Origin of the sequence: Streptomyces griseoluteus, from assembly GCF_004784465.1 — a bacterium.
Lineage (GTDB): Bacteria > Actinomycetota > Actinomycetes > Streptomycetales > Streptomycetaceae > Streptomyces > Streptomyces griseoluteus.
The window spans coordinates 1-20,223 of the sequence record NZ_SRRU01000015.1 but is presented as its reverse complement, the minus strand read 5'-3'; the positions used below and the strand labels follow the sequence as shown (position 1 = coordinate 20,223).

21 protein-coding genes and 7 pseudogenes are annotated in these 20,223 nt (G+C 68.3%); 11 read left to right on the top strand and 17 right to left on the bottom strand.

Going from position 1 to position 20,223, the window contains the following annotated elements:
• Positions 1 to 6: 6 nt before the first annotated feature.
• A pseudogene (gene tpg, locus E5082_RS33175) lies at positions 7 to 214 on the bottom strand (telomere-protecting terminal protein Tpg); the annotation flags it as partial.
• Here tpg and E5082_RS33170 point away from each other — a divergent pair.
• The 5 genes from E5082_RS33170 (at position 173) to E5082_RS30060 (ending at position 2,202) form a co-directional block, all read left to right on the top strand.
• Positions 173 to 700: a hypothetical protein gene (locus tag E5082_RS33170; RefSeq protein ID WP_244321661.1), complete on the top strand. Its 528-nt coding sequence runs from the start codon at positions 173 to 175 to the stop codon at positions 698 to 700. The pseudogene tpg and the gene E5082_RS33170 sit on opposite strands and share 42 nt — an antisense overlap.
• Positions 589 to 987, top strand: coding sequence for a helicase associated domain-containing protein (locus E5082_RS33165; protein ID WP_244321649.1), 399 nt, complete (start codon positions 589 to 591; stop codon positions 985 to 987). Before E5082_RS33170 ends, E5082_RS33165 begins: the two co-directional genes overlap by 112 nt.
• A gap of 16 nt (positions 988 to 1,003) precedes the next feature.
• Positions 1,004 to 1,375: a helicase associated domain-containing protein gene (locus E5082_RS33160; protein ID WP_244321648.1), complete on the top strand. Its 372-nt coding sequence runs from the start codon at positions 1,004 to 1,006 to the stop codon at positions 1,373 to 1,375.
• Positions 1,376 to 1,594: 219 nt separating this feature from the next.
• Positions 1,595 to 1,831 carry a UDP-N-acetyl glucosamine 2-epimerase gene (locus E5082_RS30065; protein WP_135794409.1) on the top strand — a complete coding sequence of 79 codons (237 nt, stop codon included), beginning with the start codon at positions 1,595 to 1,597 and terminating at the stop codon, positions 1,829 to 1,831.
• Positions 1,828 to 2,202 carry a fic family toxin-antitoxin system, toxin component gene (locus E5082_RS30060; protein ID WP_135794408.1) on the top strand — a complete coding sequence of 125 codons (375 nt, stop codon included), beginning with the start codon at positions 1,828 to 1,830 and terminating at the stop codon, positions 2,200 to 2,202. Before E5082_RS30065 ends, E5082_RS30060 begins: the two co-directional genes overlap by 4 nt.
• 9 nt (positions 2,203 to 2,211) lie before the next feature.
• On the opposite strand, the gene E5082_RS30055 is transcribed toward E5082_RS30060, so the two are convergent.
• The 5 genes and pseudogenes from E5082_RS30055 to E5082_RS30035 form a co-directional block, all read right to left on the bottom strand.
• Positions 2,212 to 2,457 (bottom strand): hypothetical protein, encoded by a 246-nt coding sequence (locus E5082_RS30055; RefSeq protein ID WP_135794407.1) that lies wholly within the window; start codon positions 2,455 to 2,457, stop codon positions 2,212 to 2,214.
• Positions 2,458 to 2,852: 395 nt separating this feature from the next.
• On the bottom strand, positions 2,853 to 3,596 hold the full coding sequence (locus E5082_RS30050) for a hypothetical protein (protein WP_135794406.1): 744 nt from the start codon (positions 3,594 to 3,596) through the stop codon (positions 2,853 to 2,855).
• A 215-nt stretch (positions 3,597 to 3,811) separates the two neighbouring features.
• Positions 3,812 to 3,931 (bottom strand): annotated as a pseudogene (locus E5082_RS30045) (IS110 family transposase); the annotation flags it as partial.
• Between the two features lie 69 nt (positions 3,932 to 4,000).
• Positions 4,001 to 4,201 carry a hypothetical protein gene (locus tag E5082_RS30040; RefSeq protein WP_135794405.1) on the bottom strand — a complete coding sequence of 67 codons (201 nt, stop codon included), beginning with the start codon at positions 4,199 to 4,201 and terminating at the stop codon, positions 4,001 to 4,003.
• A 288-nt stretch (positions 4,202 to 4,489) separates the two neighbouring features.
• Positions 4,490 to 5,077 carry a hypothetical protein gene (locus tag E5082_RS30035; RefSeq protein WP_135794404.1) on the bottom strand — a complete coding sequence of 196 codons (588 nt, stop codon included), beginning with the start codon at positions 5,075 to 5,077 and terminating at the stop codon, positions 4,490 to 4,492.
• A 440-nt stretch (positions 5,078 to 5,517) separates the two neighbouring features.
• Between E5082_RS30035 and E5082_RS30030 the strand changes: the two genes are divergently transcribed.
• Positions 5,518 to 6,213 carry a DUF4190 domain-containing protein gene (locus E5082_RS30030; RefSeq protein ID WP_244321647.1) on the top strand — a complete coding sequence of 232 codons (696 nt, stop codon included), beginning with the start codon at positions 5,518 to 5,520 and terminating at the stop codon, positions 6,211 to 6,213.
• A 146-nt stretch (positions 6,214 to 6,359) separates the two neighbouring features.
• On the opposite strand, the pseudogene E5082_RS30025 reads toward E5082_RS30030, so the two are convergent.
• The 3 genes and pseudogenes from E5082_RS30025 to E5082_RS30015 all read right to left on the bottom strand — a co-directional run.
• Positions 6,360 to 6,578, bottom strand: a pseudogene (locus E5082_RS30025) (IS110 family transposase); the annotation flags it as partial.
• Between the two features lie 60 nt (positions 6,579 to 6,638).
• Positions 6,639 to 7,139: pseudogene (locus tag E5082_RS30020) on the bottom strand (PP2C family protein-serine/threonine phosphatase); the annotation flags it as partial.
• 139 nt (positions 7,140 to 7,278) lie between these two features.
• On the bottom strand, positions 7,279 to 7,911 hold the full coding sequence (locus E5082_RS30015) for a DUF6461 domain-containing protein (protein ID WP_135794402.1): 633 nt from the start codon (positions 7,909 to 7,911) through the stop codon (positions 7,279 to 7,281).
• Between the two features lie 340 nt (positions 7,912 to 8,251).
• On the opposite strand from E5082_RS30015, the pseudogene E5082_RS30005 reads away from it, so the two are divergent.
• Positions 8,252 to 8,449 (top strand): annotated as a pseudogene (locus E5082_RS30005) (site-specific integrase); the annotation flags it as partial.
• 297 nt (positions 8,450 to 8,746) lie between these two features.
• Here the strand turns inward: E5082_RS30005 and E5082_RS30000 are convergent.
• The 6 genes and pseudogenes from E5082_RS30000 to E5082_RS29985 all read right to left on the bottom strand — a co-directional run bounded on the left by E5082_RS30000 (position 8,747) and on the right by E5082_RS29985 (position 14,480).
• A complete protein-coding gene (locus tag E5082_RS30000; RefSeq protein ID WP_135794400.1) occupies positions 8,747 to 11,728 on the bottom strand; it encodes a tetratricopeptide repeat protein in 2,982 nt (993 codons plus the stop codon).
• Positions 11,721 to 12,179, bottom strand: a complete 459-nt coding sequence (locus E5082_RS29995) for a hypothetical protein (RefSeq protein ID WP_135794399.1) — start codon at positions 12,177 to 12,179, stop codon at positions 11,721 to 11,723. The genes E5082_RS30000 and E5082_RS29995 overlap by 8 nt, the downstream gene beginning before the upstream one ends.
• A gap of 538 nt (positions 12,180 to 12,717) precedes the next feature.
• Positions 12,718 to 13,248, bottom strand: a pseudogene (locus E5082_RS33155) (ISAs1 family transposase); the annotation flags it as partial.
• A gap of 62 nt (positions 13,249 to 13,310) precedes the next feature.
• Positions 13,311 to 13,514, bottom strand: coding sequence for a transposase family protein (locus E5082_RS33150; protein ID WP_244321660.1), 204 nt, complete (start codon positions 13,512 to 13,514; stop codon positions 13,311 to 13,313).
• Complete coding sequence (locus E5082_RS33145) at positions 13,486 to 13,623, bottom strand: transposase family protein (RefSeq protein WP_244321658.1); 138 nt, start codon at positions 13,621 to 13,623, stop codon at positions 13,486 to 13,488. The genes E5082_RS33150 and E5082_RS33145 overlap by 29 nt, the downstream gene beginning before the upstream one ends.
• A 545-nt stretch (positions 13,624 to 14,168) precedes the next feature.
• On the bottom strand, positions 14,169 to 14,480 hold the full coding sequence (locus E5082_RS29985) for a peptidase inhibitor family I36 protein (protein ID WP_244321645.1): 312 nt from the start codon (positions 14,478 to 14,480) through the stop codon (positions 14,169 to 14,171).
• 191 nt (positions 14,481 to 14,671) lie between these two features.
• On the opposite strand from E5082_RS29985, the gene E5082_RS29980 reads away from it, so the two are divergent.
• The gene (locus E5082_RS29980; RefSeq protein ID WP_135794397.1) at positions 14,672 to 15,421 is read left to right on the top strand and encodes a hypothetical protein; all 750 of its coding nucleotides are present in this window, start codon (positions 14,672 to 14,674) and stop codon (positions 15,419 to 15,421) included.
• A 69-nt stretch (positions 15,422 to 15,490) separates the two neighbouring features.
• Here the strand turns inward: E5082_RS29980 and E5082_RS33140 are convergent, their stop codons facing one another.
• Positions 15,491 to 15,994 (bottom strand): glycosyltransferase, encoded by a 504-nt coding sequence (locus E5082_RS33140; RefSeq protein ID WP_350884932.1) that lies wholly within the window; start codon positions 15,992 to 15,994, stop codon positions 15,491 to 15,493.
• Between the two features lie 132 nt (positions 15,995 to 16,126).
• Here E5082_RS33140 and E5082_RS29965 point away from each other — a divergent pair.
• A pseudogene (locus E5082_RS29965) lies at positions 16,127 to 16,451 on the top strand (helix-turn-helix domain-containing protein); the annotation flags it as partial.
• A 1,024-nt stretch (positions 16,452 to 17,475) separates the two neighbouring features.
• Here the strand turns inward: E5082_RS29965 and E5082_RS29960 are convergent.
• A complete protein-coding gene (locus E5082_RS29960; RefSeq protein ID WP_135794396.1) occupies positions 17,476 to 17,967 on the bottom strand; it encodes a hypothetical protein in 492 nt (163 codons plus the stop codon).
• A 260-nt stretch (positions 17,968 to 18,227) separates the two neighbouring features.
• Between E5082_RS29960 and E5082_RS32535 the strand changes: the two genes are divergently transcribed.
• Both E5082_RS32535 and E5082_RS29955 read left to right on the top strand, forming a co-directional pair.
• Positions 18,228 to 18,365, top strand: coding sequence for a hypothetical protein (locus E5082_RS32535; RefSeq protein ID WP_167514181.1), 138 nt, complete (start codon positions 18,228 to 18,230; stop codon positions 18,363 to 18,365).
• Positions 18,366 to 18,867: 502 nt separating this feature from the next.
• The gene (locus E5082_RS29955) at positions 18,868 to 19,482 is read left to right on the top strand and encodes a hypothetical protein (protein WP_135794395.1); all 615 of its coding nucleotides are present in this window, start codon (positions 18,868 to 18,870) and stop codon (positions 19,480 to 19,482) included.
• Positions 19,483 to 20,223 lie beyond the last annotated feature (741 nt).

The window sequence follows — 20,223 nt, the reverse complement described above, 5'->3', positions numbered from 1 at the left end:
GGCCGACTACAGCTCGAATTCCAGGTCGAGCAGGTCGGTGAGTTCGACTTCGAGGCCGTGGGCGCGGTGGCCGTTGTCGCGGAAGTAGACCTCGCCCAGGGGCCTCGGCGGCGATCTGGCGAAGCTGGTCTTCGGTGGCGCCTTCTTCCTGGGCCGAGAAGAGGCGGGCGGCGTGCTGCGGGGGGAGGGCGAGGGTGAGGTGGCGGATGCGGGGCGCCTGGACGTCTCCGGCAAGACCGCCAGCCTCATCGTCCCCGTCTACATCCCGCCCGGCGCAGATGGCGAAAACATCCTCGGCACCGCCTACGAACCCGTCTGGGCGATCGCCTGCTCGCTGGCCAGCCACGACCACCGCATCCTCGAACGCCTCCCCGACAAGGCCAACCGCCTGCCGAAGGAGACCAGCGACGTCATCGCCCGCTGTTGGCACTTCGACTTCACCGTCCACCCCGAACGCATCGCCCAGGCGATGGACCTGGTCTCCTTCGACTCCCGCGACCCGGCCTTCTCCCGCTCCCGCCGCCTCGGGCTCGCGGCCGGCCGCTCCTACCGCGACCATGCGGCCACCTCGACGTCCCGGCCGACCATGTGGACCCCACCGGCTACCGGCTCGGCACCTTCATCACCACCATGCGCGACGCCGCGAAGGCCGGACGCCTCGAAGCCCACCGGATCGCCGAACTCGACGCGCTCGGCATGATCTGGGACAAGCACGACGCCGCCTGGCGCTCCTGCCTCGCCGCCGCAGCCGACTACCACCGCGCCCACGGCCACCTCGCCGCCCCCGCCACGACCCCCGTCGGCACCTGGCTCGCCGAACAACGCCACCTCGCCACCAAGGGCGAACTCGACCCCCGCCCGCGCCGAGGCCCTCACCGCACTCGCCCCCGACTGGCGCCTGCCGCACGGAGCGGACTGGCACCGCAAATCCCACCTCCTGCGCGCCCACCTCGCCACCGGCGCCGACCCCGCCACCCTCACCCGTGACACCGTCCTCGCCGGCGTGAAAATCGGCTCCTGGCTGGGTCGCCAGCTCACCACCTGGTCGGCCCTTGCCGACGGCCAGCAACAACTGATGACCGCGCTCGGCCTCACCCCCGAGGCGAACCCGCTGGCTCCCGCCCGCCGTACCCGCCGAACGTTCGAGGAGACCGTCCAGCTGCTGGAGCTTTTCCTGCACCGCGAGGGCCGCATCCCTGCCGCCCGCGAGACCATCCGCGTCGACGGCGACACCGTCAAACTCGGCGCCTGGCTCGCCAAGGCCCGCCACCGGCACCGCGCCGACCAGCTCCCCGACCATCACGTACGCCTGGTCGCAGCCCTGTTCGAGGGGGACTGGACGGCCGAGGACGCCGTCCCGGCTGTCTTGGTGTAAGCCCAGCCCCCGGTGGCCTGGACTCGGAAGGCTGTCCGAGATACTGGTCGGGGTGGACGGCTTGGACGCCCGTGCCCGCCTGCCCCAGTCCCTTTGCTGTCCGTTCCGGACGCCTACGTGTCGGGTTGCGTGTCGTTCAACCTGTACGCCTGCCGCGCGACCCGGGTCACCTTTCAGGAATCGGTTGTAGCGCCGTGTACGGATCGCTACGCTCCTTGCATGAAGCAGATCAATGTACGAGTGGACGACGAGGCCGCCGCCGGAATCGCGGCGCGGGCCGAGGCCGCAGGCCTGACCGTGCCGGAGTACGCCAAGCAGGTACTCAGCGACGAGGGCAACGACCTGCGGCATCGCTTCCTTGCTGCGGGCGCGCACTTCGCAGACGAGTTCGCGGACGCCTTCGCCGAGGAGTTCGGGACCCCTGCCCCTGACCGCGGGTCGGCGGCCGCAGCGTGATCGTTCGTATCGACCGCGCATGGCTGCTGGACCTTGCGCACCGCCACCTTCCCGGCGATCCCGACGTGTCCGACTTCGGCACGCTGGCTGCTGCGGCTGCCCGGCACGTCGACTCGGTCATGGACACCCCCGTTTACACCGAGGCGCATCACCGCGCGGCCGCACTCATGGTGCAGCTCATCCGCTGCCCGGCTCTGGTGCACTCGAATGAGCTGTTCGGCGCGGTCGTCGCCGCCTCCTACATGTCGGTGAGCGGCGTCATCGTGGACGTGCAGCCCAAGCAGGCCGCCGCTCTCGCGGCCCGTATCAGCCGCGACGCTCTGGACGTGCGGAGCGTCGCGGCTGAGATCAAGGGATGGGCCACCCGCTGAACCGGCCGCTCACGGTCTGACCTCGACCACGCTTATGACAGCGGCTTCGGCGGCCGGGAACCACTCATCGCGGCCGGCGCCCGCCTGGCGGCCGAGACCGGCACCCCGCTGACGATCGTCGAGGCCGGGGTTCTCCACACCGAGATCCGCGACCTCGTCGACGCTCTGCAGCCCGGCATCCGTTACACGGTCACCGCCGCTGACGAGGCAGCTCTGCAGCCGGGCGGCAGCATCACCGGCGTCCTGGCCGTGCACGCCGACGTCCTGTGCGACCCTGCAGTCCGCGAGCCGTTACTCGCCATGGCACACACAGCCGACCACCTCCTCGTGGCCCGCCACGACTACATCGACACCACCCTGGACGCCCTGGCCGCCCCCCGGCTCGCCATCAGAGGCAAGGACCTGATGTAGCACGTCCGTCCGAATCCCGGACCGTACGTCGGGGTTGGGGTGGGGCGCGTGGCCGGCGGCGAGGCCGACCCGGTCGACGTCCACTGGACGCCGCCCTCCAGGCATCAGCGCGAGCAGCGGTTCCTCCGGCAGAACCGCGGCGGACCGACCGACGACGACACGCTGGGCTTCGAAGGGTTCGACACGCTGATGGCGCCGGACCCGCAGGAGCTCAACCGGCGCATCGAACAATTCCGGCTTCAGCGACCGGCCACCCACGACCACGCCCAGCAGGAGTCCGCCGCCCACCGGCAGCACTTCCAAGGCCCCGGCCGCACGTAGAAGCACCGCGCAAGGCGCGCGACCGGACCGGAGGAGGACACCACGGCACCGGCGTCTCCGCCCCCTCTACAGCAGTTCTTCCTCGGCCCACAGTGACCGAAGTGCCGTGCCATGTGGACCAGTGCCCTGCGCAGAACGGCCCGGCGCTCCTGGCGGTGCATGGTGGGCGATGCGGTGATCGTGACGGCCATCTCCGGCCGGATGCCGTCCTCTCCGGGGTCCAGTGCCTCCAGGTCGATCAGCGCCCCGAGACCGGGCGAGGGCCGATCATGGGGGCCTTCGGCCCTCAGCCACAGTTCCGTGGTGGGCGGCGCGCACCACCGCATCCGGGCCGGGTCCGCGACCGCGTCGGGCAATGTCTCGGCAGCGGTCTCCCACGCGGCGAGCAGCAGTGCCTGCACTTCGTCGAGGCCCAACTGCGTTCCCGCGCCGTCCGGGAGCACGGCAGCCCAGGCTGCGGTGTCTTCCAGGAGGACGTCGGCACACGTCACCACTGTGCCGTCCTGTACCGCCAGCATGGCCGCTGTCGAGAGGGCCCGGCGTTCACCCGGCGCGGTGATGGAGCTGGTGTAGCTCGCGGCGATGGGGGTGTTGCGCCACGGCCCCGCGTCCCAGCGCGCGGCGGGGAGTTCGGCGCCCCGGCGCCGGGACAGGAGGGTCACCGGCAGAGTCCTGGGCCACGGGCCCGACATCGCCGCCGCCGTCGGCCCGCCACTGCTGTTGAACAGCACAAAAGAGTTCAGCAGCCCACTAAAGAGTTCAGCATGTAGTTCAGCAGCGCAGTGAACTGTTCAGCACCATAAGGTACATATCAGGATGTTTCGACCATCCTAGGTCGTCGCGGGGGTTTCCCGGTGATGCCAGCGCGACCGTCATGGTTGGGGCCGTCGCGGATGGTGCTGGTCTGCGCGGAGAGGTAGAAGACTCCGCGCATGCGGCGGCTGTATCGCTTAGGCCGGTGCAGGTTGCCGGTGCGGCGGCCGGAATCGCGTGGGACGGAGGGGGTCCGCCGGTCTTCACGACGGCGGGCCCCTCGGCTACTCCGGGCGTTGTTGGTAGGGCAGGGTCAGAACAAGGCGTCCTGGTCCGGCTCCTCACGGGGCAACGGCCGGACGTCCTCGCCCCGCCACTTCGCCTCGAGGTGCTTGCGCCATCCCTTGGGCGGAGGCCAGGGGACATCCCATTCCGCAAGCTGCTTCTGCGTCCAGGCGCCGTTGGGGGTCTGCGCGGCGGCGACCTCGTCAGGTGAGGGCACGTAGTTGACCATGTGGCGATGCTGCCCCAGTACACGGCCCGGATGCCACAAGGCCGGCGGCCGCCGCACGGAACCGAGCTGGTCGACGCGGTCCGAGGCTGCCATTAACAACCTGCAGCGCGTTCCTGTTCTCCTGGAGAGCCACCCCCGGCTCTATTCGTACTCAAGCGCCGCGCGCTCCTGCCTGGGAGCGCCCAGCCCAGGACACATCTGCCATAGCCCGGCACGCTACCTCGGGTGCCGACGCCGCCGTTGGGGGGCTGCACTGTCTCCTTCTCGTCGGATTGTCAGTGTCGGCCGCTACTGTGTGGGCGTACGGCTAGACGCGTACTGCCGTCCGCCGCCGCCCACGCGCCCACGCCGCCGGGGCACAGGCGGCCAAGGTCTCTCGGAGCCCGCGGAGTTCAGTCCGTCCTTCCTGTGGCTTTGACGTACACGCCCGAGGACACCGTGCACAGCGTCGCGGATGTCGAGGACCATCACGCCGTCGATCTTCTCGATGCCGCCCTTGCCGAAGCGGACCCACAGCGGGAAGGCGCAGGCGACGGAGGCCGGGTTCGGCGCGGAGTCGATCTCGATCACGAAGTTCAGCCCGCCGGACACCCACACCACGACGTCTGCTCGTCCGTAGCGGCCTCGTCCGTTCGGGACCATGGGCAGTCGCAGTTCCGTGTAGGCGCGGGCGTCGGGGGCCAGGGAGCTGTCCTGCAGCAGCTCGTCCTTGAAGGAGAGCACGACCCCGGTCAGGGCTCGGGTGACGTCCGCGGTGGTGGGTGGGCCGTACGCTCTCGCGCGGTAGGCGGCGACGGCTTCGGCAGCCCGCTGCGACCAGGCAGCGAAGATCTCACCCAGCAGCCACGCCACGTTCTCAAGGTCGTCCTTGTCCACCCGGCGGGCCGTGCGGCCAGTGAGCTGGTGGAGCCAGCCCTCCGCCCAGTAAGCCTGTCCAGGAGCCGAAGCACTCCGCCGTCGGCGGCCGCGCGCCCGGCCTCTTGCGTAGTCGGCAGCAGCCGGACGGACATCTCCGTGACATGGGCCAGGACCTCGTCAGTGCGGTCTTCCCTGCCCATCTGCTCCTCGGCGGCGATGGCGCCCTGGAGGTGCTTGGCCGCCCACCACCGCCGACGCCGAGGTGAGGCCCCTGCCCGAACCCGCCGTCACCGCCGATGACCTCCAAAAACACCACAGCCACGCCCTGCACGCCAAATTTTTTGCCTGTCAGGAAAGTTCAATCACGAACTAATCACTTTAGGTATCTGCGAGGCAACCACACAGGTCCTTCACCGGTCACCCACGCGCAAGCACAGCAGAAACCCGTGAGGAGCACCATGAGCCAGCAGTACCCGCCCCAGCCCCAGCAGCCCGGCTACGGCGAGCCCCAGCAGCCCGGCAGCAACGGCCTGGCCACCACCGCACTCGTCCTCGGCATCATCGCCGTCGTAGTCAGCTTCATCCCCGTTCTCAACGTCGTCGTCTGGCCGCTCGCGATCCTTGGCATCACCTTCGGCGCCATCGGCCTCTCCAAGGCGGGCAAGGTCCGCAAGGGCAAGGGCGCCGGCATCATCGGCCTCGTCGCGTCGGCCGTAGCGATCATCATGTTCTTCGCCATGAACGCCCTGTTCTTCTCCGCCGTCGACAAGGCCAGTAAGGAGCTGGACAAGTCGTACGACTCCACCACCGTCGGCGACGGTAAGTCCAAGACCGGCGGCGCCAAGGAGTCCGAGGTCATGAAGGACTTCAAGATCACTAAGTGCGACGTGGTCACCGGCGACCTCGGCATCAAGGAGATGGCCATCCACGTCGACTACGCCAACAACGGTGACCGCCGCTACTCGTACTTCGTGGAGGGCGAGGTCTTGGCCGACGGCAAGAAGGTCAACGACTTCATGTCAACCGCCGAGAACCTCGCCCCGGGCCAGAAGTTCACCGACAAGAACGCTGGTGCGCTGGTGAACGCGGACGAGATCAAGGACGCCAAGAAGCTCGAATGCAAGACCATCAAAGCGTCGCGAACTGACTTCTGATCGCTGACGGCGCGCGACGCCGACCACCACCCCCAGGCCTCGCCGCGCACCTCGCAGCGGCGGGGCTCGCTGCATCATGGAGGCCATGAGGTACCGCCAAGCGTCTTACGGCGCCCGGCGGAGCGGAGCGAGTCTCAATGATGGAGTCAAGCCGCTTGCGTGGCAGGCGGGGCGCTGGTGAATGCCCGGTTGTCGCGCAGTAGCGCCCATAGGGCGCTGGTGCGCCGCCGGGCCAGGGCGATGACGGCCTGGACGTGGTTGCAGCCTTCGCCTCGCTTCTTCAGGTAGAAGTTCCGGTTCGGGCCATCGCGGATGATGCTGGTCTGGGCGGACATGTAGAACACCCGTCGTAGGCGGCGGCTGTACACCAGCCAGGCTGTCAGCCGGGCCCGGCCGCGGCGGCGGATCGAGGCCGGTGTCTGATACGGCGGCGGGTGTCCGCAGGAGATCATCTGGACGCGGCCGCCGTGGTCGGGGATGTCCAGGATGGTGGCGGTGATGAAGGGTTCTCCGTAGCGGCTCGTCTCGCCCGGCTCCATCAAGTCCCAGCACACGCTCCGGTCGAGGTAGGCCACCAGTTCTCCCAGGCTGGCCTGGCGGTGGGCCGCACCACGGAACGCTCCGAGCAGAAAGGCTGCGTCATCGACCGCGGTCAGCCCTTTCCCTCGTACGTCGCCGACTATCAGCCGCGTACCGGATGTGGTACGGACCGCCGCGAACAGATCCCCGCCGATCCGGGCCTCGGCCTCCGCGGCGAGATAGAGGGAGGCGGCCCGCAGCGGTCCGAGCCGCCGGGGCAGCGAAGGCAGGACCACTCGCTGGGCGGTCTCGGACACGTACCGCACCTGTTCCAGCTCTTTCGCCCGGCGGTCCCGTACCACGCAGAAGATGACGAGGCAGATTCCCACCAGGATCAGGGCGACGACTGAGTGCGGCTCGCGCAGGCCCGACAGGCCGGATCGGTGCGATCAGCGGCGACCTCGCCCCGCTGGCTGCGCAGGTGAGAACCGGAAACGGTTGTCGAGGAGCGACAACACCCGATAGTTGTGTCAGTCTGGTTGCGGGTCACGCCGGTTCCAGCAAAACGGTCGGCAGCGTCCCACTCACGATCGGTTCCCTCGGCAGCGCGAGCCCGAAGAACTCCTCGACAACACCAAGCGCGGCACGGTGAACCTCCCTTCGGTTCCGCTCCAGGTCCGGGAGACCGGCAGCCGTCAGTCGCTCCTGCAGTCGAGCGGCTATATCGGGGTCGCCTTCGACCTTTTCGTAGCCCCATGACCCGTCCAGGTGCAGGTTGAAGGCGGCCAGCAGCCGGCCATCGTGGAAGTAGGCGAACTGGGGCGGCACCGGCTTGCCGTTCTCCTCCTCGTACTCCAGGAGGCAGACATGCGCGCCGTCCCGCGAGACCGGTGTCAACGGTCCGAACTCGGCCTGCCAGCCGCCGTACGCAACCGCGTATGTCCAGTCCCCTACAGAGCCGAGGCGCAACCCGACGTCGTCGTAGTCGTCCATGAGCTCCAAGAGCGAAGTTCCCGTGTGGTCCCCGACCGGCACGACGATGTGCTCCGTGTCGTACCGCAGGGCCGCGGCAAGGCGCTTGGCGAGTTCCTCCGGGGAGAGCCCACGGGCGAGTACCACGTGATAGCCCCCGAAAGCGATCGATTGCCGATCAGCGAGCCAGGTCGTTCCGTCTGTCATGGCCCTCATCCTGCCCGCCGCCTCTGACAATGGATGCCGCGAGCCCGTGGTGCTTCTGTACACCAGCGGTCCTAGAGTTGGTACCGCGGCGTTGTAGGTCCTCGCAAAGTTCTCGCGCCGCCAGGGATGAAGCCAGCATTTCCTCCCCGAGTCTTCCTTCCTCCGCCGAGCTGGACCCGCGCCTGCCCTCGCCGTTCACGCCGGACGGCTCCCGGCCGACGGGCCCGGCCTGGTACCAGACGCACACCGTCGCCTACGCCCAGGAGCTCGGCTACGACGTCCTGTGGTCACCAGCACGTCCGCCTCGCGATCGAGGCAAGCCGTCCAGGTCGACCAGCACGGGCCGGGCCCGGGCTGGAACCTGCACGAGTACCGTCACTCCGCTCTGACTAACCTCGGCGAGCAGGGCGCGTCCCTGTTGATGCTGATGGCCAAGTCCCGACACAAGAAGCCGGAAAACGTCCGCCGCTCCTTCAAACCGTCAGAGGCGATCGCAGAGCTGACCAGCCTCCTCGCGCCGACCGACAGCCGCCGCTGACCACCTTCCTGGATCAACCACAGGTCATCACCCGGCACGAGCTAATGGGCGGCAGCCCCCAGACTCCGCTGAGTGGCATGGTCGGTTAACGCACCTGAGGTGCGTGGTCACGGTTTGCGTTTGGTGGACCAGCCTGGACGTCCAGCGGGCACGGACTTCCAAGCCGGAGGCGGGGAAGACCCAGTCAGTTCCGGGTGGCCCGGAAGCGGCTTTGTCGTAGTAGAGCAAGACAGCGATACCATCGGTGTACGGCTGCCCAGTGCAGCAAGGCGGGACGGTGAGGTTAAGGTGCGGACCTTACGGTGCTCGGCCGAACCGGCGGGATCGTGATCGCCCCTCAGCCTCCGGCAAGAGCTCTGCGAAGGTGGCTCTGACTTCCCGCGCGGTGTCGGCGAAGGTCTCCGGATCGGCGGCGGCGAGGCGCTGGTAAATAACCATGCTCTCCGAGAGAGTGTTCAGGACGTCCGACATGTCGTCATGCATGTTGTATTTGGACAAGCTCAAGGCGTACAGCGCTTGGGCGAGGCGCGGCAGGTGGGCAGCCGGGTCCGCTCCGGCCAGGCGTCTGCGGATGTCGACGGCTTCCTCGACGGCAAACCGGGCCTCCAGTTCCCGGTTGCACCCGGAAAGCATCATGCCTTGCTCGAACAGGGCATGTGCGAGTCCAGCTTCGTGCGCCGCAGGATCGGCCGCGACCAGCCGACGACATACGGCCACCGTCTCCGTGGTAATCGGCAGGGCCTCGGCGTAACGTTCCTCGGCCTGCAGCAGGGTGGTGACGCGGCCCAACACTGTCGCCAGCCTCTCATCATTGGCCGCAGGGTTCCCGGCGGCGAGCTTGCGGTAGATCCCGGCCGATTCTTCAGTGGCCGCGTATGCCTCGGCCTGGTGTCCCGCAGCTAATTTGCAGGTTCCCAGGTTAAAAAGAGCCATGGCGAGCCCATGCTCGTGGGCAAGGCTCCACTTGAGGACCAGCTGACGCCATAGAGTCACGGACTCCTCGGCGGCGGCGATGGCGTCGGCGAGCCGATCGGCCTTGAACAGGTGGCTGCCGTAGTTGTTCAGTGCCATGGCGAGGTCGAAGGTGTGGGCTGCCGCATTGACCTCTACGGTCTTTCGGAACCCGATCACGGCTTTCTCGGTCGCGGCAAGGGCCTCCTCCGTACGCCCCTGATCTGCCAGACGCGCGCCGAGGTTGAGCTGAGCGCGGGCGTCCTCACTCACATAGAAGCGGACGCCGTCGGCGCCCAGGCGGTCCCTGATGGCGGCGGACTCCTCTGCGGCGGCAAGGGCTTCGGCCCCCCTGCCCACTTCGGACAGCCGTGTGGCGAGGTTGCCCAGAGCGTCTCCCAGACTCTGCTCGTCGTGGGAGGTGGCGTAGTCGCCGTCGATCAGCCGACGGTTCAGTGCGACGGCCTCTTCCGCCGTCTCCAGCGCCTCCTCTCGCCGGCCGAGCTCTGCGAGGTAGGCGCCGTACCAGTTCAGTGAGGAAGCCAGGAGGCGCGCGCTGAAGAACGGTTCATCATCGGCGAGTTGGCGCCAGATATCTACACCGTCACGGGCCACGTCGGCGGCCCCCTCGTGGAAGCCGGCGCGGTACAGCCGTTCAGCGAGCTCGGTTCGGTACATGGCGTGCAGGCAGAGGTTGTCGGTGCGTTCAATGCGCGGCCCGGTGACGCGGTGCGTGATGGCGGCGATGCCCCCGGCGAGGTCTGCGTGCGGTCCGGTGGGCAGCACGGTTTCAATGGCCTCCAGAGCGTCGGTGTCGGCGCTCTCCTGCATGGCGAGTGCGAGCAGAGCGGCGTTGCCGGCCTGGACGGCCAGCTGGGGGTGTTGCTTCAGCAGCGGATAGAGGTAGTCGGAACCGACGTGCGGCCATCGTTCCGCTGCCGCCGTCAGGGTGGGGATGGCGCGGGAGAGGTAGGGCGGGGGGGCGGCCTCGCCCACCGTGGGCGCGTTCCCGGTGGGGTCCCAAGTCCTCGCCGTGTGCGCGGCCTCTGCGGTTTGTACGGTTTCTGCGGTGAGGACGGTCTCTGCGGTGGCCGGGGCCCAGGGGGCGGCTGGGTAGTCAGCGGTGTGCCCGGGCAGGGTCAGGGCGAGGAAGTCCTCGGCGAGGCGGTCGGGGTAGAGCGGTTCCAGGACGGTGGGGATCGTGGGGTTGACGGGTGGGTAGCAGACGCCGTGATCGGCGAGGATCTGCGGCGCATCGTGCGCTAGGCCGAGGTCGCGCAGCATCGCCGCGCCGGTCGGTGCGGGGACGGTCCCCGTCAGGGCGGCGGCGAACACCACCTGGTTCATCACCTGCGGTGAGGTCCGGTAGATACGCTCCGCCGGGTTCAGCTCATGGGTTCCGTCACCGTGCAGGCGCGCCCAGTGCAGGTGTTCACGGTCGAGGAGGTAGATGGTGAGGCCCGCCATGTCCGACGGCAGGCGGCTGCCGGTGGCTCGCGCGTCGACGGCGACCAGGGCAGCCATGTGGACGGCGAGGGTCAGCCCGAAGTCCTCACGGTCTAGGAGCGCGGGCGGCGGGATGTCGCTGGGGTCGGCTATCCCGTAGAAGGCCGCGAAGCTGCTCCGCGCCGCATCGTACATCTCGGCGCGTTCCTCGGAGCCGTCGGAGGAGAGCGGTGCGAGTTGGTGGGTGGAGGTGCTCGCCTCGTGATCGGCCAGGGTGGCGCGCACGGCGGGCCAGGTGTCGCCGGTGCGGGAGAGGAGCAGGATGCGTGTCGGCATGCCGGGCTGGTGGAGCAAGGCGTTGCTGAACAGCCAGGTCAGATGGGTTAGCGGCCAGCGGTCGGCGTAGTCGACGATGAGGAGCACGCCGCGGGCGTGGCGCAGTCGCAGGTCCTGGCTCCCCGGTAGCGGGTGGACGGTGCCGGGGCCGTGGGTCGCCGTGATGACGGTCCAACCCTGGTCGGCGGACCGGGCGGCGAATTCCGCGGCAAGCCGGGTCTTGCCCTGCCCGCCGGGCCCGTACAGCCATCGCGCTGCCAGACGCGGACGGCTGTCGCGCCACTGGTACAGCTGGGTCAGGTCTTCCTCGCGGCCGGTGAAGTCCGCCACCTCGTAACGTGCGTTGAGCATGCGGCTGGGTGACTCCAGCAACCAGTTCGGCTCCGGTGTTCGGGGCACGCACCAAAGCTCCAGCAGGTAGAGAGGGGTGCCGTCCCCGAAGACGTGGATGTCCGCGCCGATCGCGCCGTAGCCGAAGCCGGATTCGACGTGGACGACCTGCCTCGAACCCGGAGGCACAGGGTCGCTCCCGTCCGCTTCAGTCACTGTTTCCGTCCCGAGCGGGCATCGGCTGGGGTACGGCGGGTGTGTGGTGCACGGTGATACTGCCGCCCTGGGCGCCGAAGGCCATGCCATGGTCCTTGGCGGAAACGTTCTGGATCCAGCTCGTGTTTCCCTCGCTGGGCAGCTGAGCATTCACGGACGCCACTAGGGCCTCGATCTCCGCTTCGGCCTCTGGGTGCTCGCGAAGCAGGGCGACCAACTGAAGCCGCCAGCCACCCACCAGGTCCCTGCGGGCGGAGTCGGGGTCCGGCTCCTGCCGCACCAGCACCGCTTCCCGGTCCAACCGAGCTTCGAGAGCACGCTGGTCCTCCGGTTCGGAGCGACGGAACAACCGGATCGTCCCAGCACGGGCGGCGGCCCAGGCACTGGTGGCCATGGCACTCATGATGGTCGTCGCGCCAGCCATCGCAAGCGTCGTCAGCGATTCGTCCATGCGTCGTCTCCGTATGGCATGTGGGTGAGCGGCCACCAGCAGGCTGTTCGGCACAGCGGTACGGCAGGAGGGCTCGAACCTGCCGTCCTACCGTCCAGCCTGGCAACCATCATGCAGACCAGCCCATGAGAATGCGGCCCGAATCACAAAGATCCCCGCACGTGGGAGGGTGGCTCGACCCCGACTTATGTCGACGGGAGTTGAGTCAAATCTGTTGGGGCGACGCCGGGCGCATCATCCGCCCCACCTGCCCCAGACCATCCAGAACCCGGTCCTCGCCGAGGAGGTCCCATTCACGTCGAGCCCCGAGGCTATTTGCGACAACGACGCGCTCAACCGCGACCCAGAGCTTCGAAAGTGACATAAACTATCCGGTTTGTGATCACCTGAGGCCGAGGAGTGCGAGGGGGCGGCGGGGGTCGCGGGCGTTGTGGCGGAGACCGGCCGCGATGTTCTTCGATCCGGCTGCCCGGAGGGCTCTGATGACGAGGTTGCGCCAGGTGGCCATTGCGCGGGGTGCGTTGCCGGTCCGCAATTGCGAGGCGTCCTCGGCGAAGGTGGTGTCGCGGACGTGGTGCAGCACCTCGATCGTCCAGTGGTCCCGGAAGAGCCGGGCGAGGTGGGCCGGGGTGGCCTGCTCGGCGGTGAGGCTGGTGACGGCGTAGACGGTCTTGACGGTGGTCTTTCCGGTCTTGCAGTCGGTGCGGCGGCGCTTTACCTGGACGGCCTGGCGGGCTCCGGGGAAAAGGAGGTTGTTCACGGTGGCGACCTTGACGCGGCGGATCTCCGAGCGTCCGTGACCGGCGTTCTTGGTGCGGCCGTGGAGCGGGATGTCTTTGTCTTTCTAGGGAAGGGACTTGAGCTGTCGGCGGAGCTTCTTCTGGTTGCCCTTGGCGATCACGATGTAGTGAGCGCCACGGCCCATGAGGTAGTCGGCGTGCTCGCGCTGGGTGTGCATGGCGTCGCTGGTGACCACGGTGCCGGCCAGGTCGGCGACGGTGTCCAGCAGCGGCTGGAAGCAGGTGATCTCGTTGGTCTTCTCGCCGACGTCCAGCTGGGCAAGAACCAAGCCGGTGGCGTGCTCCAGTGCGGCGAGCGATGGATCTTGCGGTCCTTTGCCTTGGCCCCGCCTCAAAGACTCTTGCCGCCCAAGGCCAGGCCGCGCAGCCCGGCGGCCCCGGTCGTCTTGGGCCGGCGGTCCGCGAGCCAGCTCCCGACCGCCCGGTCCAGGGCGTCGCCGTCGAGGCGGGCCAGGAGCCTTCGGACCGTGGTCTTGGCGGGCAGAGCCCGCCGGGGCAGACGCGGATCAGGGGAAGCACCGACCTGTTCGAGCACGTGCGCTGGGGGCGTCGGCGATCCACTCACCGACCGCCAGCAACGAGGTCGCTCCTGCCAGCACCGCGCACGCGGTCAGTGCGAGCACGACGGCCAGGCGGTGGCGCATCCCACATGGATCACGCGGGTCGGGCACCTCGGCCAGCCGCTCCAGCAGGCCCAGAACCTCCTCGGGTCCGACCCGCGAACTCTCACGCAGTTGGTCAAGGACAGGCGGGATCAGCGATGATGCGTCGGCAGGCACGGTCTTCCACTCGGATCATGGGGAGTAGAAAACTCCATGATCTTGGAAGCCTTGCCTGTCAGGTTCCGCGGACGCCCATAGGAGCAGATCGCCACGAACAGGGCGTCACGCCGCGAGGCCGAAGCCCTGGAGGTGGCCCTTGTCCAAAGCGCTCGGCAAGGGCCACCGGTGCCTGGCTGCCTGTCAGAGCCGGGCACTCGCAGGCTAGTGGCCCAATCTCAATCGCACCCGCCCGGTTCGTCAGCTGGGTGACGTCGGACACGGCCATGGTTGGGGCAACCACAGATCCGATCACAGCCCCGACCACGCCGGACCGCGCCCTGACCTGACGACATGAGGGAACACCCTGCTGACCGGGGGCCATCCCGGACACACCGGCTGACTGCTCCTCTCCATCGGTTGGTGGCCGGTCAGGCGCCGCAGGGGGCGTCGTTGTTGCGGAGGCTGTGGGTGGTGTCGTTGAGCTGGTAGGAGCGCAGGTCGCCGATGGTGCTGCCCTCGCGTCCGACGCAGACGTGCCGGCCGAAGTAGTTGTCCTTCTGGTAGATGTGGGCGGTGCGGTTGCTGTTGTTGATGAGGGAGCTGCCCTTGCCGCGAATGTAGTCGGGCAAGTGCCGCACGGACCCGTCGACGGCGCGTTTGACGTAGGGCTGGCCGTTGAAGTTGATGTCGGGGTAGATACACACGAACCCGCGCGGACACGCGATCTGCTCCCGGGCCACGGTCGGGGTCCCCGCAGGGGCGGCGGCATGGGCGGGGGAGAGGTCGGCCAGTGATACGGCCAGGACGGTCGTGATGACGGCGGGGAGCAGCGAGGTCGATCCGGTGTGGAGGCGCTCCAGGCGCGGAAGTCTTATGACACCCCTCTGTCCAGGCGGAACGGTAGGCCGCCGCTCGCAGGGAGCTGGGCAGGGTGGTCGGGTTCGTCGGCCGCGCGGACGCGCCGCAGGTCCTCGCCGACCGGCTCGCCCGGCGCCTGGCCGACCAGATGCGGCTGGCCGGGCCGGTTAAGGACCCGGTGGGCTGGCTGATCGGCGTCGGTCTGCCGCAGCGTCAGCAGTGCGGCGACGTGCGGTGCGACGACCGGATGCTGCTCGACTCCGGGCAGGACTGCCCGCGGTGCGCGGAGAAGCAGGCCGACCGCCGGGACCAGCGCCGCGCGGTCGCGGCCGCCGTCGACGCCGCCATGCCCGGCGCCTCGGAGGCGGAGCGGCGGGCGGCGACCGAGAAGCAGCTGCACCAGGACGTGACGGCCAGGGCATGGGCGAAGGCGCACGAGTGGGACCATGTCCGCGCCCGGCAGGCCGCCACAGCTCAGGCCCGTGCCAAAGCCGCGGCCGCGCAGCCCGACGCGGAGGGCCCGGCCGCGCCGGTGGCCCCGGTCGTGCTGCCCGCGCCCCGGCCGGCCGCCGCCACCCCAGCCCCGGAGGTCGCGGGCGTCGACGACGACCAGGAGCTCGTCATCGAGGACCTGACCCGCGAGCAGGTCCTCGACTGGCGCACCCACGCCGCGCACGACCACCAGATCGTCCACGACCACATCGCCCGGTACGGCGAGCACTCCGCGCAGCGCCTGTTCACCAGGTCGTTCGTCGCGACCGTGCAGCGCCTCGCCGGTCTCGGTCACCTGGACCTCGGCTACACCCCGTGGAGGCCGGCATGAGCGGCAGCGAGACGTCCGGCGTCGACCTGGCCCGGCTCGTGCTGCGGTCCGCAGTGGAGGCGGCACGCACTAACGGAGGCAGCCGGAAGGCGAAGGGGAAACTGGTCCGTTCGGTACGCCGTAACGGGCGTGAGCCGATGGGCCTCGGAGCGGCGATCGGCGCGCTGGTCCCCACGCGCGCATGGGAGTTCTCGGCCGCGGGCGTGACGCTGCGCGAGCGCCGGTACCGGCGTTGCGACGAGGTCGAGCGGACCACCAACCTGACTCGGGAACTTCCTTGTTGTCGCCACACGTTACGAGGGGCCATGCGGCGGCCGGTTCGCTGCGCGGGTGCTCCCAGCAAAGCTGCTGGTAGAGGGCGGCATAGGCGGCCGCCATCTGATCGGTGTCGAAGTGACGGCGGACTCGTCCTCGGCAGGCGCGGGGATCCAGCCGGTCCACCGAGCCGATTGCCTGGGCCAGTTCGGCGGGATGATCACACATGAAGCCGGCGAAGCCTTCCTCGACGATCTCGGGCACCGATCCACGGCGGAGTGCGACGACCGGCGTGCCGCAGGCCATCGCCTCGATCATCACCGTCCCAAAGGGCTCCTCCCACTGGATCAGAAACAGCAGGAGGCACGCGCGCAGCTTACTGATCGTTTCAGAATGAGGTTCGGAGTCGTCTCAAGCAGATGAGGCTCTTCGAGGGCGGCGAGAAGCAGCGGCGACCGGCGCTGCAAGCTCCGCCCGTCTCAACGCGCGATGGTGGCACTGGTGTACCTGCGCGAACACATCACCCTGGCGAAGCTTGCTGCCGGATTCGGGATCAGCGAGTCCACCGCCCATGCCTACACCTGCGCGGTCGTCCCGCTGCTCGCCGAACGCGCCCCCGATCTGCTGAAAGTCCTGCGTGAGGCCGACGCGGAGTTCGTCCTCGGACGGCACGCTCGCCGAGTGCGACCGGGTCGGCGACGGACGGGCCGACTACTCCCACAAGCACCGCCGCCACGGGGTGAACGTGCAGGTGGTCACCGATCCGAACGGCCAAGAGCCGGTGGGGCGCTGATCACTCTGCGGGCCAGCGCCTTCCTTCTTGCTGTGCTACTCGCAACGGCCGTCGGCCCCCGATGTCCGGCCGCTCTCAGACGGCGCTGATCGGCGCCGGGCTCTCGGGGAGCTGCCAACTGCCGCCGCGGCATCGATCATCCTTGGCGTGCTGCGGCCAATGCCACGGCGTCCATGTGGAGACAGGGCGGAGCACCCGGAGAACTCAGTGGGCACTGGCAACTGCGCGCCCACCGTGACTTCCCGGAGTCGATCGCCTTCCCATACAAGGACGTTGAGGGGGTGGAGCCGTCCAGGGTGGTCGGGAGGCAGGGGCGCATCGGGATGCCAGAGTGCCAGGACACTGTGGCGACGAGGCGAGCCGGCGAGGAAGACAGCGGCAACCTTGCTGATGTCCGCCACGTCGCGGAAGCAGGCGTCGATCTCCGCGTCCTCGCGTGACGGGGCCTCAGATATACCGAAAGCCGTCACGTACGGTCGCTCGCTTTCTCTTCGCGGGAAAACACCTTCGAGCCGGGGGCAGCGACCCGAAGCCGACCGCCTTTAGCACACACGCGCCGGGACTTGGTCCTTGACCTTGGATACGGCTTATGCGACTGGCGCCAGAATAGTTGATGATATGTCGAGTGCTGTGAGTCGCTCTCCGGCGCGATGAGCGTCGTGCCGCAGGGTCCGGTGGACGGCGTCGGAGCGCCTGCCTCCGCACCGACGTGTCGTGTGAGGGCAACGACCTTCGGTCGACCTGCTGCGAAATTCGGGGCAATTCGTTGTCGTCCATTTGGGGCTCGGAGTGCACGAGCATGGTGACGGGCTGGCCACAAGAGGTCAGCCCCCGCGCTCCAAGGGGGAGTACGTGAACAGGTACCAGTCGATGCCGGACTGCCTGGGCTGCTGTGAGGAGTCCGTTGGCCCTTCCCGGACGACATATGGGCTGCGTTCCCCGGTGCCTGGCCCCCGCCATTGCCCCGCCGGAACTAAAGTACTTGCTGCCTGACGTCAGGCCTGGGCTATTTCGGCATGACCATGCCCTGATCCGTCACCTCGTAGCTCTGTAGACACGCCAGGAGCGCAGCCTCCGACACGTTGTACGGACCGCCAGCCTGCTGCTTGCAGTACTTGCTCAGGATCTGACTCTTTTGGGCGGGGGATATCCCGGCCGGCTGGTTGTCGTGCTGCTGGTCTTCCTGCGACTGGTTGTCCATCTGATCCTGCACCCAGGAATCCTGGGAAGGAGTGCCCGAGCTGTCGCCGGAGCCGAGTACCGCACCACCCAGGAAGAACGAACCCACAGCAACGGCGACAACGCCGCCCCACAGGGCCACCGGCCGCTTCCACCACGGCATCTCCGCCCTGGCGAGGATGCGCTGGTACTCGGGGTCGTTCTCGTACTCGTCCCGCCAGCCGTCCGGCGAATCCGTCGAGTTGGCCGTGGTGCGCGCCGTAGGAGCGTCGGACGGTCGCGGGGGAACGTTCGGGGGAAGTGGCGACGCGTTCTCCACGACAGCCTCCTTGGAGCCCTGACCGGCAACTACGTCGTGCACGAGGAGTCGGGCGGCACAGAGTATGCATGACACGTACATGGGATCTACACGTACGGCCGAGTCGTGATCTAGCCGTGAACTGCTGACGGCCGTCAGTCCCACCACACACCTGCGGAGACCCTCGATGGCCGCCGTCGATAACATCAACCTCCTCGCCCTGCACGCGGACCTGACGGAGATGACGGACCCCCGGACAGAGCGATCCGTCCACGATCCGGATGACCACCACCGCTGTTGAACTCGTGGACTTCGCCGACGCCGTCAGGGCGTACGAGCGCCCCCTGCTACTCGTGGCATTGGTGGTGGACGCTCTGTGCGTCGCCGTATGGCTCTCCTTCCGATCGCAGCGCCGGTAGAGCACCGCGTACGAACAGAAAGGATTCCGTCATGGAACTCGGGCATCGAGGCGTAACCCCAGGAGGCGCCCTGGGGATCGTACTATTCCTCACTGCGGTGGCCTGCGTAGTGACTCCCATCGTCGTAGCTCGAAAGCGGCGCCAATAGCACCTCGTTCCCGTATTCTTCGTGGTTCCCTGATAGAGCCGCCGACCTCCCGGGGGCATGGTTAAGGGCTGTCCCGTAACTACTGGTCGCTGATCGCGTCTTACCGGGCACCAGGATCTGGACCTACGGCGCGGTCCTTGTCTCGGGCTGGAACGGATATGTAGCCGACATGTCCAACTCCTGCATGGCCGCCAGGTAACTCCCCGTGCGGGTCGGCCGGACCGCACGACATGAGCCGGCCGGCCCACACACCCGACGCTCCAAACGGTGTGGCGCGCACCCGCGGCGCGCCACACCCGCCACTCCGCCGTGAGCGATACGGCGAATCCAGCGCGCCGAGAAAGCAAGGGGATCATGAGAGAACCACTGGCTGAGGCTGCCAGAACCGCCCTCCAACAAGGAGGCACAACCACGGCCCAGGCGACAGCAGACCACCTGACCGTCCCCGCTGACACTCCCCTCGTCGCCGATGTCTGGATCAACGGCGACCTCGGCTTCGTCCTCCTGCTGCACCGCAGGGGCGATGGTCTCGTAGCGGAAGAGCTGTATTACTCCGTGCGACGCGAGGACGGCGCCTGGGAGCGCCCCGACCATCTCAGCGGGGGCATCGTCGGCACGGAGATGGCGGACCCCGCCGCCGTCAAAGATGCGCTTGCCGGGGCTCCGATGTCCGTGGTCGCCGAATCGGAATCCCTGGTCCACACCGGGCGCGACCCGAACGGCGACGACGGGGAACTCGTACGGATCTCGGAGCTACTGATGAGCAGCGAAGTGGACTTCATCGAGATCGAACGCCTCTCACCGGCCTCTCCCGAGACATCGGCACCCTTGAGACGAGGCATGACCGGCCCCTTGACGCTCCTCGTCCTGCTGCCCGGTGAACGCATCCGCGTTTCCGCCATGCGGGGAGAAGACTCATCGCGCGCTCGCCTCGGCAACGCACTGGAGCTGCACAACCGGGAGCAGTGACGGCCCCGACAGTCGCAACGGCTCTGCGGCTGGGTAGTTCTTCACGACCACGAGATGTCTGTTCTCAGGTCCCCAGGACCCAGTGTCTCGTGTGTCCAACATCCGGGGTCAAGGCCCGACCAGGCGGCCGCCGCCGAGCACACGGCTGGCGCCGCCGTCTCGCCGCCGCCCGCCGTGTGCTCGGTGACCGGGGCCGCTGATCATCACCCGTTGCCCGAGGGAGCCGGGGGCCGCTGAGCAGCGCATGGGAACCACGATCTGGACTCTCACCGCCACGGTGATGCTCGCGGCCGCCGCGTCGCCCACGCGCTCGCGGGTATGCTCCGCTCGCTCAGCGCGACGCCACCTTGCGCGTGCAGTCGCCCCCGCGCCTCCAGGGATGCTCCCAATGCCCCTGCGCGCAGGGTGTCGCCATGCCCAACTGAGTCGACAGGTGGGGTCATCGCAACTGAATGAGAACGGCTCCACTGCCGAGTAAATTGCCTGATCAGAAAGTGTTGGCCCCGCGCACGCGGGGATGGTCCGTAGAGCCGACACCAGCCGAAGGACAAAGCCGTGTCGGCCCCGCGCCCGCGGGGATGCTCCGATCGAGCGCCCGCAGGACGTGGAGCGCTTCTAAAGGCTGTTGCACAACGGCTGGTCGATCTTCCGGGTCTCCTTCCTGCGGCGTTCCAAGACGGCAGAAAGACGGGCACATTCGGGCAGTTGACCTTGCTGCCGATGGCTGGATCTGAGCGTGAT

Bases quoted from the DNA above. Each gene is read 5' to 3' on its own strand.
- E5082_RS30065 (WP_135794409.1), top strand. From the start codon at position 1,595: ATGAAGCAGATCAATGTACGAGTGGACGACGAGGCCGCCGCCGGAATC.
- E5082_RS30040 (WP_135794405.1), bottom strand. From the start codon at position 4,201: ATGGTCAACTACGTGCCCTCACCTGACGAGGTCGCCGCCGCGCAGACC.
- E5082_RS30030 (WP_244321647.1), top strand. From the start codon at position 5,518: ATGAGCCAGCAGTACCCGCCCCAGCCCCAGCAGCCCGGCTACGGCGAG.
- E5082_RS30015 (WP_135794402.1), bottom strand. From the start codon at position 7,911: ATGACAGACGGAACGACCTGGCTCGCTGATCGGCAATCGATCGCTTTC.
- E5082_RS29995 (WP_135794399.1), bottom strand. From the start codon at position 12,179: ATGGACGAATCGCTGACGACGCTTGCGATGGCTGGCGCGACGACCATC.
- E5082_RS33145 (WP_244321658.1), bottom strand. From the start codon at position 13,623: ATGCGCCACCGCCTGGCCGTCGTGCTCGCACTGACCGCGTGCGCGGTG.
- E5082_RS33140 (WP_350884932.1), bottom strand. From the start codon at position 15,994: ATGATCGAGGCGATGGCCTGCGGCACGCCGGTCGTCGCACTCCGCCGT.
- E5082_RS32535 (WP_167514181.1), top strand. From the start codon at position 18,228: ATGACCACCACCGCTGTTGAACTCGTGGACTTCGCCGACGCCGTCAGG.
- E5082_RS29955 (WP_135794395.1), top strand. From the start codon at position 18,868: ATGAGAGAACCACTGGCTGAGGCTGCCAGAACCGCCCTCCAACAAGGA.